Source organism: Rathayibacter sp. PhB186 (genome assembly GCF_003751825.1).
In the GTDB taxonomy this organism is placed as follows: domain Bacteria; phylum Actinomycetota; class Actinomycetes; order Actinomycetales; family Microbacteriaceae; genus Rathayibacter; species Rathayibacter festucae.
Genome location: NZ_RJKO01000002.1, coordinates 247,920 through 264,244, shown reverse-complemented (window position 1 = coordinate 264,244; position 16,325 = coordinate 247,920). Strand labels below are relative to the sequence as shown.

Sequence of the window (16,325 nt, the reverse complement as noted above, 5' to 3'; positions counted from 1 at the left end):
ATGCTCCGTTGGCTCACGGCCGGGGAATCCCACGGCCCCGAACTCGTCGCCGTCCTCGAAGGACTGCCGGCGGGTGTCCCCGTCTCCCTCGACGACGTCCGCGCCGATCTCGCGCGGCGCAAGCTCGGCTACGGTCGCGGCGCCCGGATGAAGTTCGAGCAGGACGAGCTGAACGTCTCGTCCGGCATCCGCCACGGCGGCACGACGGGCGGCCCGATCGCGCTGCGCATCGGCAACACCGAGTGGGCGCGCTGGGTCGACGTGATGGCGGCCGAGCCGCGCGATCCCGAGACGCTGCCCAAGGGCCGCGGCGCCGCGCTCACCCGCCCGCGCCCGGGTCACGCCGACCTGGTCGGCATGCAGAAGTACGGCTTCGAGGAGTCGCGCAACGTCCTCGAGCGCGCCTCGGCCCGCGAGACGGCCGCCCGCGTCGCGCTCGGCGCCGTCGCCCGCCGCTTCCTCGGCGAGCTCGGCATCACCCTCGTCAGCCACACCCTCGCCATCGGCCCGGTCCGCGTGCCGGAGGGCTCGGCCCTGCCGACCCCCGCCGACGTCGACGCGCTGGACGCCGATCCGCTGCGCTGCCACGACGCCGCCACCAGCGCCCTGATGGTGGCCGAGGTCGACCGCGCGCACGAGGACGGCGACACCCTCGGCGGCGTCGTCGAGGTCCTCGCCTACGATCTCCCGCCGGGACTCGGCTCCTACGTGCACTGGGACCGCCGGCTCGACGCGCAGCTGGCCGCCGCGCTGATGGGCATCCAGGCGATCAAGGGCGTCGAGGTCGGCGACGGCTTCCTGACCACCACCCGCCGCGGCTCCGAGGCGCACGACGAGCTCTTCGTCGCCGAGGGCGGCATCGGCCGCTCGAGCGACCGCGCCGGCGGCACCGAGGGCGGCATGAGCACGGGCACCGTCCTGCGGGTCCGCGCCGGCATGAAGCCGATCGCCACCGTCCCGCATGCGCTGCGCACGGTCGACGTCGCGACCGGCGAGGCCGCGGGCGCGCACCACCAGCGCTCCGACGTCTGCGCGGTGCCCGCCTCGGGCGTCGTCGCGGAGGCGATGGTCGCGCTGGTGCTCGCGAACGCCGTGCTGGAGAAGTTCGGCGGCGACAGCGTCACCGAGACCCGCCGCAATCTGCAGGGCTACCTCGACGCGATCCCGGAGGAGCTGCGCACCCTCGCCGCCAGCGATCCGGCGCTCGGTCTCGTCTGATGCCCGAGCACCTACCTGGGCGGGCCCGCTGATGGCGGGTCACGATACCGGCGCGGCCCGCGCCCGCGTCGTCCTGATCGGCCCGATGGGGGCCGGCAAGACGACGATCGGCAAGCGGGTCGCGAAGGCCCTCGCGGCCGAGTTCGTCGACTCCGACGCCGAGTTCGTGCGCCGGCACGGACCGATCGCCGCCTACTTCGACCTCCACGGCGAGGCCTCCTTCCGCGTGGAGGAGCGCCGCGTCGTCGAGCAGGCCGTCCGGCGCGCCGTCGTGCTCAGCCTGGGCGGGGGAGCGGTGCTCGACGAGGGCACGCGTACCGACCTGGCCGGCGTCCCCGTCGTGCTGCTGACCACGACCGCCGAGGCCGTGCGCGACCGGCTCGGCTCCGGCCGCCCGCTGGTGCGCGGCGGCGTCGCGGACTGGACGCGCATCTTCGAGTCGCGACGTGCGGTCTACGAGTCGCTCGCCGACACCGTCGTCGACTCCTCGCGCCGCCCGATCACGACCCTGGCCGCCGAGGTGACCGCCTGGGTGCGCGAGCGCGAGGCGACCGTCGGCGAGCCCGCTGCCGGCACCACCGAGTCCACCGGCACCACCGAGTCCACCAGCACCACAGAACCGGCGGCCCCCACCGGCCGCCCGACCGGAAGAAGAGCATGAACGACGGCGCCACCGCCCTCACCATCACCGGAGAGAACGGCTACGACATCACGGTCGGCCGCGGCCTCCTCGACGGCCTCGCCGACGCGATCGGCCCGCGAGCGGCCAAGGTGCTGATCGTGCACCCGCCGACCCTCGCGGTCCTCGCCGCCGAGATTCGCGAGAGCCTGCTCGACCGCTACGAGGTGCTGCTCGCCGAGGTGCCCGATGCCGAGGCCGCCAAGCGCGTCGAGGTCGCCGCCTTCTGCTGGCAGGTGATGGGGCAGTCCGACTTCACCCGGACCGACGCGGTCGTCGGCTTCGGCGGCGGCGCGATCACCGACCTGGCCGGCTTCGTCGCCGCGACCTGGCTCCGCGGGGTCGACCTCGTGCAGGTGCCGACCACGGTGCTCGGCATGGTCGACGCGGCCGTCGGCGGCAAGACCGGCATCAACACGGCCGAGGGCAAGAACCTCGTCGGCGCCTTCCATGCGCCCCGCGCCGTCGTCGCCGACCTCGACGTGCTGACGAGCCTGCCGCGCAACGAGATCCTGGCCGGCTTCGGCGAGATCGTGAAGTACGGCATGATCGCCGAGCCGCGCATCCTCGACATCATCGAGTCGGACGTGGACCTCGCGACCGACCCGACGTCGGAGGAGTTCCGCAGCCTGGTCGAGCTGTCGATCGGCATCAAGGCGCGCGTGGTGAGCGAGGACTTCACCGAGAAGGGCCTGCGCGAGATCCTGAACTACGGGCACACCCTCGGCCACGCGGTCGAGCACGCGGAGCGCTACCAGTGGCGGCACGGCGCGGCCGTCTCGGTCGGCATGATGTTCGCGGCGGAGCTGTCCCGGCTCACCGGCTCGCTCAGCGACGCCGTTGTGGATCGCCAGCGCAGCGTCCTCGAGTCGCTGACGCTGCCGACGAGCTACCCGCTCGGCCGCTGGGAGACGCTGCTCGCCGCGATGCAGCGCGACAAGAAGTCGCGCGCGGGCATGCTCCGCTTCGTGGTGCTCGACGACCTGGCGCGCCCGAGCATCCTGCAGGGGCCGGAGACGTCGCTGCTGTTCGCGGCGTACCAGGAGATCGGCGCGTAGCAGCTCTCTTGCGGGGTCAGCCCCGCCGGTCGTCCGGCCCGCGGTCGCCGGTGAGCGCGGCCTCGCGGGCGCGCGCGTGCTCCTCGGCGCTGATCGTTCCGGCGGCGCGCAGCCGGTCGAGCTCGGCCAGGCGATCGGTGAGCGAGGAGCCCGCCGGGCCGACGCCGTGGCGGAGGTAGCGGGCGGCCATGTCCGTCTGCATCGTGGTCGGGTCGACGCCGAGCTGCTTGGCGCGGCGGGCGTTGCGCACGATCAGGACGATGACCAGGACGAAGACGGCGACGATGACGATGACGATCACGAAGACGGCGGAGTACCACGGCGGGATGATCATGTCCGGGACTGTCGGAGCGAAGAAGTCCGAGCGGGCCGCCGCGGAGACGATCCCGGAGTGAGCGGTGCTGAGGGTCATGCGACCTCCTCGGTCGTGGGCGTCCCTCCAGTCTGCTTCGGGTGCTCCGACGACGCATCGTCCGGCCGGGGGAGCCGCCCGGCCGCTCGCGGGCCGGACCGACTACACTCGATGGGTTGGCCGGATCGGCCGATCAGCAGACTTCCACGAAACGGATCCCCCTTCGCATGGCCTCTACCACCGACATCAAGAACGGCACCGTCCTCAGCATCGACGGTCAGCTCTGGAACGTCATCGACTTCCAGCACGTGAAGCCGGGCAAGGGCGGCGCGTTCGTGCGCACCAAGATGAAGAACGTGCTGACGGGCAAGGTCGTCGACAAGACCTTCAACGCCGGCGCCAAGATCGACACGGCCAACGTCGACCGTCGCGACTTCCAGTACCTCTACCGCGACGGCGCGGACTTCGTCTTCATGGACACCTCGGACTACGACCAGATCACGGTCCCCGAGGCCGTCGTCGGCGACGCCGCGAACTTCATGCTCGAGAACCAGAACCTCACCCTCGCCCTGCACGACGGCGACCCGCTCTATGTGGAGCTCCCCGCCTCCGTCGTGCTCGAGATCACCTACACCGAGCCCGGCCTGCAGGGCGACCGCTCGACCGGCGGCACCAAGCCCGCGACCGTCGAGACCGGCTACCAGATCCAGGTCCCGCTCTTCCTCGAGCAGGGCACCAAGGTCAAGGTCGACACCCGCACGGGCGACTACCTCGGCCGCGTCAGCTGAGCCGGGCCTTCTGTGAGCGCTCGGACGAAGGCGCGCAAGCGCGCCCTCGACATCATCTACAACGCCGACGTGCGGCAGATCTCCTTCTCGGAGTCGCTGCGCTCCGAGGCGGAGCGCGCGGCGAACGAGCCGGCGCGTGAGGCCTCGTGGCTGTACGCCCGCGAGATCGTCGACGGGGTCATCGACAACGCCGACGAGATCGACGCGCTGATCGCGCAGCTCGCCAAGGGCTGGACGCTCTCGCGCATGCCGCTGGTCGACCGCGCGATCCTCCGCATCGGCGTGTGGGAGATCCTGCACAACGACGCAGTCCCGGACGGAGTCGCGATCTCCGAGGCCGTCGAGGCGGCGACCGTGCTGTCCACCGACGACTCGGCCGGCTTCATCAACGGCCTGCTCGCCTCCGTCGCCGAGTCGCACGCGACGGCCTGACGCCCGCGGGTCTCGATACGCGCCTGCGGCGCTACTCGACCAGCATGGAGGTCGCCGCCACGGCGGCCCCCTTGCATGCTGATCGAGTAGCCCGCGGAGCGGGCGTATCGAGATCCACCAGCGTCTGCGCGTGAGTCTGCGGATCCGCCCTCCTGGCGACGGTGGGTCTCGATACGCCCCTGCGGGGCTACTCGACCAGCATGAACGCCGCGTCCTTCGCCTCACCGCTCGATCGGCATGATCGGGGGAGGGTGCGGCGCCTGCGCCGCTCCGCGTCCGTGGCAGGCCGACCCCTATACTCGGGGAGGCATTTCCTTTAAGGCCGTCCAGAGAGACGGGGAAGGAGGTCGGTGTGACGGCACGAATCGTGCTCAGCAGCGCTGACATCACGCGCGCTCTCACGCGCATCGCTCACGAGATCCTCGAGTCGAATCGCGGCGCGGAGTCGCTGGTGATCCTCGGGATCCCGACCCGCGGAGTCGCGCTCGCGCGGCGCATCGCCGACACGATCGCCAGGATCGAGCCCGGGGCCGACCCGGTGTTCTCCGGCTCGCTCGACGTGACGATGTACCGCGACGATCTCGCCCACCACCCGACGCGGACGCCCGCGCGCACCGCCGTCCCGGCGAGCATCGACGGCCGCACCGTCGTCCTGGTCGACGACGTGCTCTTCTCCGGCCGCACCATCCGCGCGGCCCTCGACGCGCTCAGCGACATCGGCCGCCCGCGCGCCGTCCGTCTCGCCGCCCTGGTCGACCGCGGTCACCGCGAGCTGCCGATCCGCGCGGACTTCGTCGGCAAGAACCTGCCCAGCAGCCTCAGCGAGCGGATCAACGTCCGCCTGGTCGAGACCGACGGCGAGGACCTCGTCGCGATCGAGTCCGCACCGGACGGGGGCACCCGATGAGGCACCTGCTGTCCACTCGCGACCTCGACCGCGCCACCGCGATCGGCCTCCTCGACATCGCCGAGGACATGTCGGACGTGCAGAACCGCGAGGTCAAGAAGCTGCCGACCCTGCGCGGGAAGACCGTGGTCAACCTCTTCTTCGAGGACTCCACCCGCACCCGCATCTCGTTCGAGGCCGCGGCGAAGCGGCTCTCGGCCGACGTCATCAACTTCAGCGCCAAGGGCTCCAGCGTCTCCAAGGGCGAGAGCCTCAAGGACACCGCGCAGACCCTCGCGGCGATGGGCGCGGACGGCGTCGTCATCCGCCACCACGCCTCCGGAGCGCCGGCGGTGCTCGCGGCCAGCGGCTGGATCGACGCCGCCATCCTCAACGCCGGCGACGGCACCCACGAGCACCCCACCCAGGCGCTGCTCGACGCCTTCACCATCCGCCGCCGGCTGCACGGCGCCGCCGCCTCCCGCGGCAAGAGCCTCGACGGCGTCGCCGTCACGATCGTCGGCGACATCCTGCACTCGCGGGTCGCCCGCTCGAACGTCTGGCTGCTGACCGCGCTCGGCGCGGAGGTCACCCTCGTCGCCCCGCCCACGCTCGTCCCCGTCGACACGCTCGACTGGCCGGCGACGATCCGCTTCGACCTCGACGACGCGATCGACTCCGGACTGCCCGACGTGGTGATGCTGCTGCGCATCCAGCTCGAGCGGATGTCGAGCGGGTTCTTCCCCAACGGCCGCGAGTACGCGCGGATCTGGGGCCTGGACGACGAGCGGCTCGCCCGCCTCGGCCCGGATACCATCGTGATGCACCCCGGACCCATGAACAGGGGCGTCGAGATCTCCTCGGCCGCCGCCGATTCGAGCCGCTCCACGGTGCTCGAGCAGGTCGCGAACGGGGTGTCCGTGCGGATGGCGGCGCTGTACCTGCTGCTGTCCGGTGAAAGGGAGGTCCTGTGATGACCGGTACGAGGATCCTCCTCTCGGGAGCGACGCTCGCCGACGAGACGACGGCCGACGTCCTGATCGACGGCGGGACGATCGTCGAGATCGGCACCGACGTCGACTCGAGCGGCGCGCGAGTGATCGACGCCGACGGGCTCCTGGCGCTGCCGGGCCTCGTCGACCTGCACACCCACCTCCGCGAGCCCGGCTTCGAGCAGAGCGAGACCGTGCTGACCGGCACGCGCGCCGCGGCGGCGGGCGGCTTCACCGCGGTCTTCGCGATGGCGAACACCTCGCCGGTGCAGGACACGGCCGGCGTCGTAGAGCAGGTGCAGAGCCTCGGCGAGGACGCGGGCTACGCGACCGTCCGCCCGATCGGCGCCGTCACCGTCGGCCTCGCGGGGGAGTCGCTCGCCGAGCTCGGCGCGATGGCCCGCAGCCGCGCCGCCGTCCGCGTGTTCTCGGACGACGGCAAGTGCGTCTCGGACGCGCTGCTGATGCGCCGCGCGCTCGAGTACGTGAAGGCCTTCGACGGCGTCGTCGCCCAGCACGCGCAGGAGCCGCGGCTCACCGTCGGCGCGCAGATGAACGAGGGCGCCGTCTCCAGCGCCCTCGGGCTGCAGGGCTGGCCGGCCGTGGCGGAGGAGGCGATCATCGCGCGTGACGTGCTGCTGGCTGAGCACGTCGGCTCGCGGCTGCACGTCTGCCACGTCTCGACCGCCGGCTCCGTCGACGTGATCCGCTGGGCCAAGGCCCGCGGCATCGACGTGACGGCCGAGGTCACCCCGCACCACCTGCTGCTCTCCGAGCAGCTGATCGCGGGCCAGGACGGCGCGGCCGGCTACGACGCCCGCTACAAGGTCAACCCGCCGCTGCGCCGCGACGAGGACGTGCTCGCCCTCCGCGAGGCCCTCGCCGACGGCACCATCGACATCGTCGCCACCGACCACGCCCCGCACCCGGTCGAGGCGAAGGACTGCGAGTGGGACGCCGCCGCCTTCGGCATGGTCGGCCTCGAGAGCGCCCTGAGCGTCGTGCACGCCGCGGTCGTCGAGGACGGCCGGCTGAGCTGGTCCGACGTCGCCCGCGTGCTCTCCTCCGCCCCCGCGCGGATCGGCCGGCTCGACGGCTACCAGCACGGCCTCGCCGTCGGCGCCGCGGCCAACGTCGTCCTCTACGATCCCGAGGTCCGCCGCCGCTTCTCCACCGGCGACCTGCGCGGGCGCAGCGCCAACTCGCCCTATCTCGGCCGGGAGCTGCCGGGCCGCGTCGTCGCGACGCTGCACCGCGGCGTCCCGACCGTCCTCGACGGCGAGCTCGTCGACGCGGCGACCGTCGCCGCGGCAGCGTGGGGCGCCCGTGGATAGGACCGCCATCGCGATCGTCATCGCCGCGGCCGTCGCCCTCGTCTTCATCGGCATGGCGCTGTCCTGGCGCGCACGCCGGCGCCGCTCGGCCGCGCTCGCCCCCGAGCCCGTGCCCGCCGCGTCGCTCGGCGCCGAGCGCGAGGCGGTCGAGCTGCCCTACGTCGCGACCACCCGCTTCGAGCAGCCGCTCGAGCGCGTGGTGCTGCCGGGCCTCGGCTTCCGCGGCAGGGCTACGCTCCGCCTGCACGAGCGCGGCGTGGTGATCGCCCCGGTCGGCGAGCGCGAGACCGTGATCCCCGCGGCGCTCCTCCGCGGCGCGGGCGAGGGCTCCTACGCCATCGACCGCGCCGTCGAGGAGGGCGGGCTGCTCGTGCTCTCCTGGTCGCCGCGCGGCGAGGAGATCGTGGACAGCTACCTCCGCGTCGCCGATCCCGCGCTCCGACGACGACTGGTCGACGAGCTCCAGCGGCTCGCCGGCCCCGATTCCTCCCCCTCCCACCCCGGGACCGCCGACGGCGGCTCCGACTCGATCCAGAAGGGCTCCTAGTCCGTGCCAACCACACGCCTCAGCACCGAACCCACCGCCGTCCTCGTCCTCGAGGACGGGCGACGATTCTCGGGTCAGGCCTACGGCGCACGCGGCCGCACGCTCGGTGAGATCGTCTTCGCGACCGGCATGACCGGCTACCAGGAGACGCTGACCGACCCGTCCTACGCGGGTCAGATCGTCGTGCAGACCGCCCCGCACATCGGCAACACCGGGATGAACGACGAGGACGAGGAGTCGCGCCGCATCTGGGTCGCCGGCTACGTCGTCCGCGACCCCTCCCGTGTGGTCTCGAACTTCCGCTCGCAGCGCTCGCTCGACGACGACCTGGAGAAGGACGGCATCGTCGGCATCTCCGGGGTCGACACCCGCGCGATCACCCGGCACATCCGCTCGCTCGGCTCGATGCGCTCCGGCGTCTTCTCCGGCGACGACCTCGCCCTCCCCGAGGAGGAGCAGCTCGCGCTGGTGCTCGGCGGCGCGCAGATGGCGGGCCTGAACCTGTCCTCCTCCGTCTCCACGGAGGAGCGCTACACCGTGCCCGCGCAGGGCGAGCGCGTCGGCTCGGTCGCCGTGATCGACCTGGGTGTGAAGACCTCGACGGTCAACTACCTCTCCGAGCGCGGCTTCGACGTGCACGTGCTGCCCGAGTCGACGACCGCCGAGCAGGTGCTCGCGCTCGACCCCTCCGCGCTGTTCTTCTCGAACGGGCCCGGCGACCCGGAGGCCTCCGACCGCCACGTCGACCTGCTGCGCACCACGCTCCGCGCCGACCTGCCGTTCTTCGGCATCTGCTTCGGCAACCAGCTGCTCGGCCGCGCGCTCGGCTTCGGCACCTACAAGCTGCCGTTCGGCCACCGCGGGATCAACCAGCCGGTCCTCGACAAGCTGACCGGCCGGGTGGAGATCACCTCGCAGAACCACGGCTTCGCGGTCGATGCGCCGATCGACGGCGAGCTCGACTCGCCCGAGGGCTTCGGCCGTGTCGAGGTCAGCCACTACAGCCTCAACGACTCGGTCGTCGAGGGCCTGCGCTGCCTCGACATCCCCGCGTTCTCGGTCCAGTACCACCCGGAGGCGGCGGCCGGCCCGCACGACTCGAACCACCTCTTCGACCGCTTCCGCGCCATGGTCGTGCAGCGCACGGCCGAGCAGGGCGGCGCCGAGCCCGCCACCGCAGACTCCACCACCTCGACCACCACCACCGCCTCGACCACCGGAGAGCAGAAGTAATGCCCCGCAGGGAAGACATCAGAAGCGTCCTCGTCATCGGCTCCGGCCCGATCGTCATCGGCCAGGCGGTCGAGTTCGACTACTCGGGCACCCAGGCCTGCCGCGTGCTGCGCGAGGAGGGCGTCCGCGTCATCCTCGTCAACTCCAACCCGGCGACAATCATGACCGACCCGGACTTCGCCGACGCGACCTACGTCGAGCCGATCACCCCGAAGGCGATCGAGGCGATCATCGCCAAGGAGCGCCCCGACGCGATCCTGCCGACCCTCGGCGGCCAGACCGCGCTCAACGCCGCGATCCAGCTGCACGACCTCGGGATCCTGGAGAAGTACGACGTCGAGCTGATCGGCGCGAGCTTCGAGGCGATCAACCGCGGCGAGGACCGCCAGATCTTCAAGCAGCTCGTGCTGGACGCGGGTGCCGACGTCGCGAAGTCGTACATCGCGCACACCGTCGAGGAGGCGATCGGCTTCGCCGAGGACCTCGGCTACCCGCTGGTCATCCGGCCCTCCTTCACGATGGGCGGTCTCGGCTCCGGCTTCGCGCACTCGGTCGACGAACTCGTGCGGATGGTCGGCGACGGCCTGCACCAGAGCCCGACCACCGAGGTGCTCCTCGAGGAGTCGATCCTCGGCTGGAAGGAGTACGAGCTCGAGCTGATGCGCGACACGGCCGACAACACGGTCGTCGTCTGCTCGATCGAGAACGTCGACCCCGTCGGCGTGCACACCGGCGACTCGATCACGGTCGCCCCGGCGCTGACCCTGACCGACCGCGAGTACCAGAAGCTGCGCGACATCGGCATCCGGATCATCCGCGACGTGGGCGTGGACACCGGCGGCTGCAACATCCAGTTCGCGATCGACCCCGCCGACGGCCGGATCATCGTGATCGAGATGAACCCCCGCGTCTCGCGCTCCTCGGCGCTGGCCTCGAAGGCGACCGGCTTCCCGATCGCCAAGATCGCCGCGAAGCTCGCGATCGGCTACCGCCTCGACGAGATCCCGAACGACATCACCAAGGTGACGCCGGCCAGCTTCGAGCCGACCCTCGACTACGTCGTGGTCAAGGTGCCGCGCTTCGCCTTCGAGAAGTTCCCCGCCGCCGACAAGACGCTCACCACCACCATGAAGTCGGTCGGCGAGGCGATGGCGATCGGCCGCAACTACGCGCAGGCGCTGCAGAAGGCGCTCCGCTCGCTGGAGAAGCGCGGCTCCTCCTTCCACTGGGGCGATCAGTCGCGCTCGGTCGAGGAGCTGCTCGAGATCGCGAAGACGCCGACCGACGGCCGCATCGTCACGGTGCAGCAGGCGCTGCGCCTGGGCTCGAGCGTCGAGCAGGCCTTCGAGGCGACCAAGATCGACCCGTGGTTCCTCGACCAGATCGTGCTGATCAACGAGATCGCCGAGCTGGTGCGCGAGCACGACGGCCTCGACGCCGGCGTCCTGCGCCTGGCGAAGGACCACGGCTTCTCCGACGTGCAGATCGCGCAGCTGCGCGGGCTCGACGAGGCCGAGGTGCGCCGCACCCGCTACGACCTCGACGTCCGCCCGGTCTACAAGACGGTCGACACCTGCGCCGGCGAGTTCCCGGCGCTGACGCCGTACCACTACTCCTCCTACGACGAGGAGACCGAGGTCGTCGCGGCCGACCGCCGGAAGGTCGTCATCCTCGGCTCCGGCCCGAACCGCATCGGCCAGGGCGTCGAGTTCGACTACTCCTGCGTGCACGCGTCCTTCGCGCTCTCGGCCGCCGGGTTCGAGACGATCATGATCAACTGCAACCCCGAGACGGTCTCGACCGACTACGACACCTCCGACCGCCTCTACTTCGAGCCGCTGACGCTCGAGGACGTGCTCGAGGTCATCCACGCGGAGTCGCAGTCCGGCGAGCTCGTCGGTGTCGTCGTGCAGCTGGGCGGCCAGACCGCGCTCGGCCTCGCCGCCGGCCTCGAGGCCGAGGGCGTGCCGATCCTCGGCACCACCCCCGCCAACATCGACCTCGCGGAGGAGCGCGGCGCGTTCTCCAGGATCCTCGACGAGGCCGGCCTGCTCGCCCCGCGCAACGGCACGGCGACCGACCTCGAGGGCGCCCTCGAGGTCGCGGTCGAGATCGGCTACCCCGTCCTCGTCCGCCCGTCGTTCGTCCTCGGCGGCCGCGGCATGGAGATCGTCTACGGCTCCCCGCAGCTCGAGGACTACTTCGCCCGGATGGCCGACGAGGGGATCATCGACGCGACGCACCCGCTGCTGGTCGACCGCTTCCTCGACGACGCGATCGAGATCGACGTCGACGCGCTCTACGACGGCGAGCAGCTCTACATCGGCGGCGTGATGGAGCACATCGAGGAGGCCGGCATCCACTCCGGCGACTCGGCCTGCACCCTGCCGCCGGTCACCCTCGGCCGCCAGCAGATCGACAAGGTCCGCGAGGCGACCCTGGCCATCGCCGAGGGCGTCGGCGTCCGCGGCCTGCTCAACGTGCAGTTCGCGATCGGCCAGGGCGTGCTCTACGTCCTCGAGGCGAACCCGCGCGCCTCGCGCACCGTGCCGTTCGTCTCGAAGGCGCTCGGCATCCCGCTCGCGAAGGCCGCCTCGCGGCTGATGGTCGGCGAGACGATCGCCGAGCTGAAGGCCGAGGGTCTGCTGCCCGAGCGCGACGGCTCCGACGTGCCGATGGACTCGCCGATCGCGGTGAAGGAGGCGGTGCTGCCGTTCAAGCGCTTCCGCACCAAGGACGGTCAGATCGTCGACTCGCTGCTCGGCCCCGAGATGCGCTCGACCGGCGAGGTCATGGGCATCGACCGCGACTTCCCCCGGGCGTTCGCGAAGAGCCAGGAGGCGGCGTACGGCGGCATGCCCGCGAGCGGCACCGTGTTCATCTCGGTCGCCGATCGCGACAAGCGCTCGATCGTGCTGCCTGCGCTGCGCCTGCGCCAGCTCGGCTTCGAGATCCTCGCGACCGAGGGCACCGCCGAGGTGCTCAACCGCAACGGCATCCAGGCCCGCGTGGTGCGCAAGTACAGCGAGGAGGCCGTCGACGACGCGCCCTCGATCGTGGAGCTGGTCAACCGCGACCAGGTCGACGTGGTGATCAACACGCCGAGCGGCGGGGCCTCCCGCGCCGACGGCTACGAGATCCGCGCCGCCGCGGTCGCCGCGGACAAGCCGCTGTTCACCACCATCGCCCAGCTCGCCGCGGCCGTCGCCTCGCTCGACGCCGCCGCCGAGCCGTTCGAGGTGACGAGCCTGCAGGACTACGCGATCCGCCGGGCGGAGCGCACGGCGTGACGGACGCCGTCGCGCAGCCGGGCGCCGAGTCCTTCGGCGCCCGGCTCGAGGCCGCGTTCGACGCGTTCGGGCAGCTCTGCGTCGGGATCGATCCGCACGCGTTCCTGCTCGACGCCTGGGGCCTGGACGACAGCGCGGCGGGCCTGGAGTCCTTCGGCCGGCGGGTCGTCGAGGCCTCGGCCGGCCGGGTCGGCCTGGTCAAGCCGCAGGTCGCGTTCTTCGAACGGCACGGCTCGGCGGGCTACGGTGCGCTCGAGCGCGTCCTCGCCGACGCGCGCGCCGCGGGCCTGCTGGTCATCGCGGACGCGAAGCGCGGCGACATCGGCACGAGCGTCACGGCCTACGCCGAGGCCTGGCTCCGGCCGGGCTCGCCGCTCGAGGCCGACGCGATGACGGCCGCCGCCTACCAGGGCGTCGGCTCGCTCGAGGGCATGCTCGCCCTGGCCGAGGAGTCGGGCAAGGGCGTCTTCGTCCTCGCCGCGACCTCCAACGCGGAGGCGCGGCCGGTGCAGCGGGCGCTGCTGCAGGACGGGTCGGCCGCCGGCTCGACCGTGGCGCACGCGGTGCTGGCCGACGTGGCATCCTGGAACGCGGGACACGCGCGCTCGTCGATCGGCTCGGTCGGCGTCGTGCTCGGGGCCACGGTCGCGCTCGGCGACTACGGCATCGGCACGGGCACTCCGCTCCGCCCCGCACTGCCGGTGCTGGCGCCCGGCTTCGGCCACCAGGGCGCCGACACCGCGGACGCGTCGCGGCTGTTCGGAGCGCTGGCCGCCTCGACGATCGTGAGCGAATCGCGCAGTGTCCTCGGCGCCGGACCCGACGGGATCGCCGCCGAGATCGACCGCCGAGCCGCACACCTCCAGGAGACCCTTGTCCGCTGAAGCCGTCAGCCCGATCGACCCCGCCGCCGAGGCGCCGTCCGGCGCGCGCCGCCCCGCACCGCCCGCCGTCGACCGCCGCGCCGCCTCGGAGGCCGCGATCGCCGCCCGCCGCGCCCGCGCCCAGGTGAAGAAGGGCGTCGCCGCGGGCGACCGGCCCGCCACCGCCGTGCTCGCCGCCGCGCAGGAGGACCCGACCGGCGTCGAGGGGCGGATGCGCGTCAGCGAGCTGCTGCGCGCCGTCCCCGCCCTCGGCGTGGTGAAGACGCCCCGGGTGATGGAGCAGCTCGGCATCGCGCCGTCCAAGCGCCTGGGCGGCCTCGGCCGCCGCCAGGTCGAGGGCCTCGGCGCGTTCCTGGAGGAGCGCGAGTCGCGTCAGCGCCGCGGCGAGCGCAACCGGCTCGTCGTGCTGGCCGGTCCGACCGCGGTCGGCAAGGGCACCGTCTCCGGCTACATCCGCGAGAACTACCCCGACGTCCTGCTGTCCGTCTCGGCCACCACCCGTGCCCCGCGCCCCGGCGAGATCGAGGGCGTCAGCTACTACTTCGTCGACGACGCCGAGTTCGACCGCATGGTCGAGGCGGGGGAGTTCCTCGAGTACGCGACGGTGCACAACGCGTACCGCTACGGCACGCCCCGCGGCCCGATCGACGCGGCCCTCGCCGCCGGTCGCCAGGTCATGCTCGAGATCGACATCCAGGGCGCGCGGCAGGTCCGCGAGCGGATGGGCGACGCCCGGCTCGTCTTCCTGCTGCCTCCGAGCTGGGAGGAGCTGGTGCGCCGCCTGGTCGGCCGCGGCACCGAGAGCCCCGAGGAGCAGGAGCGCCGGCTCACCACCGCGAAGGTCGAGCTGGCCGCGCAGGACGAGTTCGATTTCTGCGTCGTGAACAGCACCGTGCCCGAAGCGGCCCGCGAGGTCGTAGAATTGATGTCGCCTCGCTCCGACAGCACGCCCGCCGATCCGGGCCGCTGAGACCGAGACCACCGACCACCTCCGGGCCTTGCCCCGATCGCCCTCCCCGGTGATCGCGCGCCGTGCCGCTCCGGAGCCGCAGATCGGCGCTTCGCGCCACGCTAGGAGACACCATGGCCAACAACCTCGGCATCATCGACCCGCCCATCGACGAGCTGCTCTCGAAGGTCGACTCGAAGTACGCGCTCGTCATCTTCGCCTCCAAGCGCGCGCGCCAGATCAACGACTACTACGCCGACCTGCACGAGGGCAGCCTGTTCGACAACGTCGGCCCGCTGGTCGACTCGACCATCGACGACAAGCCGCTCTCCGTCGCGCTGCACGAGATCAACGAGGACAAGCTCGTCGCCCGTCCGGTCGCCGAGCCCCTCGACGAGTAGTCCCGACCGGGGGCGCTCCGCGACATGCGGTCATCGAGACGGGCCGCACGGCTGAACGTCGTCGTCGGGATCACCGGCGGCATCGCCGCCTACAAGGCGGTCGGAGTCGTCCGCGCGCTGGTCCTCGAGGGCCACGACGTCCACGTCGTGGCCACCGAGGCGGCGTTGCGCTTCGTCGGCAAGCCGACGCTCGAGGCCATCTCGCGGAACGCGGTGCACACCGAGCTCTACGAGGGGGTCGCCGAGGTGCGGCACGTGGCGATCGGCCAGGCGGCCGACCTCATCGTGATCGCCCCGGCGACGGCGCACACCCTGGCCAAGCTGGCCACCGGCCTCGCCGACGACCTGCTCGGCAACACGGTGCTCGCCAGCACCGCTCCGGTCGTGGTCGCTCCGGCGATGCACACCGAGATGTGGGCGAACGCGGCCACGGTCGCGAACGTCGCGACGCTCCGCTCCCGCGGCGTCCACCTCGTCGGCCCGGCCGTCGGCCAGCTCACCGGCGCCGACTCGGGCCCGGGCCGGATGGAGGAGCCCGCGACGATCGTCGCCGAGGCCCTCGCCGTCCACGCCCGCGCCACCGCCGCCCGGCGCGACCTCGAGGGCCTGCGGGTCCTCGTCACCGCCGGCGGCACCCGCGAGCCGCTCGACCCGGTCCGCTTCGTCGGGAACCGCTCCAGCGGCCGGCAGGGCGTCGCGCTCGCGGTCGCCGCGGCCGCGCGCGGAGCGAGGGTCACCCTCCTCGCCGCGAACCTCGACATCGAGGCGCCGCAGGGCGTCACGGTGGTCCCCGTCGGGACCGCCCTCGAGCTGCGCGAGGCCGCACTCGCCGCCGCCCGCGACGCCGACATCGTGATCATGTCCGCGGCCGTCGCCGACTACCGGCCGGCCGACGTCTCCGAGGCCAAGATCAAGAAGGAGCAGCAGGGCGACCGCCTCGTCCTCGAGCTCGTGAAGAACCCGGACGTCCTCGCCGAGATCTCCGCCGCGAAGACCGACGGGCAGCTGATCGTCGGCTTCGCCGCCGAGACCGAGCCCGACCGGGACGCCATGCTCGCCCTCGGCCGCGCCAAGATCGCCCGCAAGGGCTGCGACCTGCTCGTCCTCAACAGGGTCGGCTGGGCCGAGGGCTTCCAGAGCGACAGCAACACCGTGGTGGTCCTCGATCCGGCCGGAGATATAGTGATCGAGGCTTCCGGCAGCAAGGCGTCGGTCGCCGATCGCGTCCTCGACGTGGTCGCGCGCTAGGGCGTCACCCTGGCCCGGTCCGCCCCCGGTGAGA

The 16,325-nt window shown here is 72.3% G+C and carries 16 protein-coding genes; 15 read left to right on the top strand and 1 reads right to left on the bottom strand.

All coding sequences use genetic code 11. The features are described from left to right. The 3 genes from aroC to aroB are packed head-to-tail and all read left to right on the top strand — an operon-like array spanning nucleotide 1 to nucleotide 2,955. Complete coding sequence (gene aroC / locus EDF45_RS08890; protein ID WP_123735836.1) at nucleotides 1–1,218, top strand: chorismate synthase; 1,218 nt, start codon at nucleotides 1–3, stop codon at nucleotides 1,216–1,218. 31 nt (nucleotides 1,219–1,249) lie between these two features. Further along, complete coding sequence (locus EDF45_RS08885) at nucleotides 1,250–1,879, top strand: shikimate kinase (RefSeq protein WP_123735835.1); 630 nt, start codon at nucleotides 1,250–1,252, stop codon at nucleotides 1,877–1,879. Then, on the top strand, nucleotides 1,876–2,955 hold the full coding sequence (gene aroB, locus EDF45_RS08880) for a 3-dehydroquinate synthase (RefSeq protein ID WP_123735834.1): 1,080 nt from the start codon (nucleotides 1,876–1,878) through the stop codon (nucleotides 2,953–2,955). Before EDF45_RS08885 ends, aroB begins: the two co-directional genes overlap by 4 nt. Before the next feature lie 16 nt (nucleotides 2,956–2,971). Here aroB and EDF45_RS08875 read toward each other — a convergent pair whose 3' ends face one another. After that, nucleotides 2,972–3,367 carry an SHOCT domain-containing protein gene (locus EDF45_RS08875; RefSeq protein WP_123735833.1) on the bottom strand — a complete coding sequence of 132 codons (396 nt, stop codon included), beginning with the start codon at nucleotides 3,365–3,367 and terminating at the stop codon, nucleotides 2,972–2,974. Nucleotides 3,368–3,534: 167 nt separating this feature from the next. On the opposite strand from EDF45_RS08875, the gene efp reads away from it, so the two are divergent. The 12 genes from efp to coaBC all read left to right on the top strand — a co-directional run bounded on the left by efp (nucleotide 3,535) and on the right by coaBC (nucleotide 16,291). After that, nucleotides 3,535–4,095, top strand: coding sequence for an elongation factor P (gene efp, locus EDF45_RS08870; RefSeq protein ID WP_123446216.1), 561 nt, complete (start codon nucleotides 3,535–3,537; stop codon nucleotides 4,093–4,095). 12 nt (nucleotides 4,096–4,107) lie between these two features. Continuing rightward, a complete protein-coding gene (gene nusB / locus EDF45_RS08865; RefSeq protein ID WP_123735832.1) occupies nucleotides 4,108–4,527 on the top strand; it encodes a transcription antitermination factor NusB in 420 nt (139 codons plus the stop codon). A 352-nt stretch (nucleotides 4,528–4,879) separates the two neighbouring features. Beyond that, nucleotides 4,880–5,434, top strand: coding sequence for a bifunctional pyr operon transcriptional regulator/uracil phosphoribosyltransferase PyrR (pyrR, locus tag EDF45_RS08860; RefSeq protein ID WP_123446218.1), 555 nt, complete (start codon nucleotides 4,880–4,882; stop codon nucleotides 5,432–5,434). Further along, nucleotides 5,431–6,387: an aspartate carbamoyltransferase catalytic subunit gene (locus EDF45_RS08855; protein ID WP_123704396.1), complete on the top strand. Its 957-nt coding sequence runs from the start codon at nucleotides 5,431–5,433 to the stop codon at nucleotides 6,385–6,387. Before pyrR ends, EDF45_RS08855 begins: the two co-directional genes overlap by 4 nt. Next, the gene (locus EDF45_RS08850; RefSeq protein WP_123735831.1) at nucleotides 6,387–7,739 is read left to right on the top strand and encodes a dihydroorotase; all 1,353 of its coding nucleotides are present in this window, start codon (nucleotides 6,387–6,389) and stop codon (nucleotides 7,737–7,739) included. Before EDF45_RS08855 ends, EDF45_RS08850 begins: the two co-directional genes overlap by 1 nt. Continuing rightward, nucleotides 7,732–8,286 carry a hypothetical protein gene (locus tag EDF45_RS08845; RefSeq protein WP_123735830.1) on the top strand — a complete coding sequence of 185 codons (555 nt, stop codon included), beginning with the start codon at nucleotides 7,732–7,734 and terminating at the stop codon, nucleotides 8,284–8,286. Before EDF45_RS08850 ends, EDF45_RS08845 begins: the two co-directional genes overlap by 8 nt. 3 nt (nucleotides 8,287–8,289) lie before the next feature. Continuing rightward, nucleotides 8,290–9,519 carry a glutamine-hydrolyzing carbamoyl-phosphate synthase small subunit gene (gene carA / locus EDF45_RS08840; RefSeq protein ID WP_123735829.1) on the top strand — a complete coding sequence of 410 codons (1,230 nt, stop codon included), beginning with the start codon at nucleotides 8,290–8,292 and terminating at the stop codon, nucleotides 9,517–9,519. Further along, nucleotides 9,519–12,809, top strand: coding sequence for a carbamoyl-phosphate synthase large subunit (carB, locus tag EDF45_RS08835; protein ID WP_123735828.1), 3,291 nt, complete (start codon nucleotides 9,519–9,521; stop codon nucleotides 12,807–12,809). Before carA ends, carB begins: the two co-directional genes overlap by 1 nt. Continuing rightward, nucleotides 12,806–13,693 (top strand): orotidine-5'-phosphate decarboxylase, encoded by an 888-nt coding sequence (gene pyrF / locus EDF45_RS08830; protein ID WP_123735827.1) that lies wholly within the window; start codon nucleotides 12,806–12,808, stop codon nucleotides 13,691–13,693. The genes carB and pyrF overlap by 4 nt, the downstream gene beginning before the upstream one ends. Nucleotides 13,694–13,706: 13 nt before the next feature. Further along, the gene (gene gmk, locus EDF45_RS08825) at nucleotides 13,707–14,663 is read left to right on the top strand and encodes a guanylate kinase (RefSeq protein ID WP_123736003.1); all 957 of its coding nucleotides are present in this window, start codon (nucleotides 13,707–13,709) and stop codon (nucleotides 14,661–14,663) included. Nucleotides 14,664–14,776: 113 nt separating this feature from the next. Further along, nucleotides 14,777–15,043 (top strand): DNA-directed RNA polymerase subunit omega, encoded by a 267-nt coding sequence (rpoZ, locus tag EDF45_RS08820; RefSeq protein WP_123446225.1) that lies wholly within the window; start codon nucleotides 14,777–14,779, stop codon nucleotides 15,041–15,043. 51 nt (nucleotides 15,044–15,094) lie between these two features. Continuing rightward, the gene (gene coaBC / locus EDF45_RS08815) at nucleotides 15,095–16,291 is read left to right on the top strand and encodes a bifunctional phosphopantothenoylcysteine decarboxylase/phosphopantothenate--cysteine ligase CoaBC (protein WP_123736002.1); all 1,197 of its coding nucleotides are present in this window, start codon (nucleotides 15,095–15,097) and stop codon (nucleotides 16,289–16,291) included. Nucleotides 16,292–16,325: the final 34 nt, after the last annotated feature.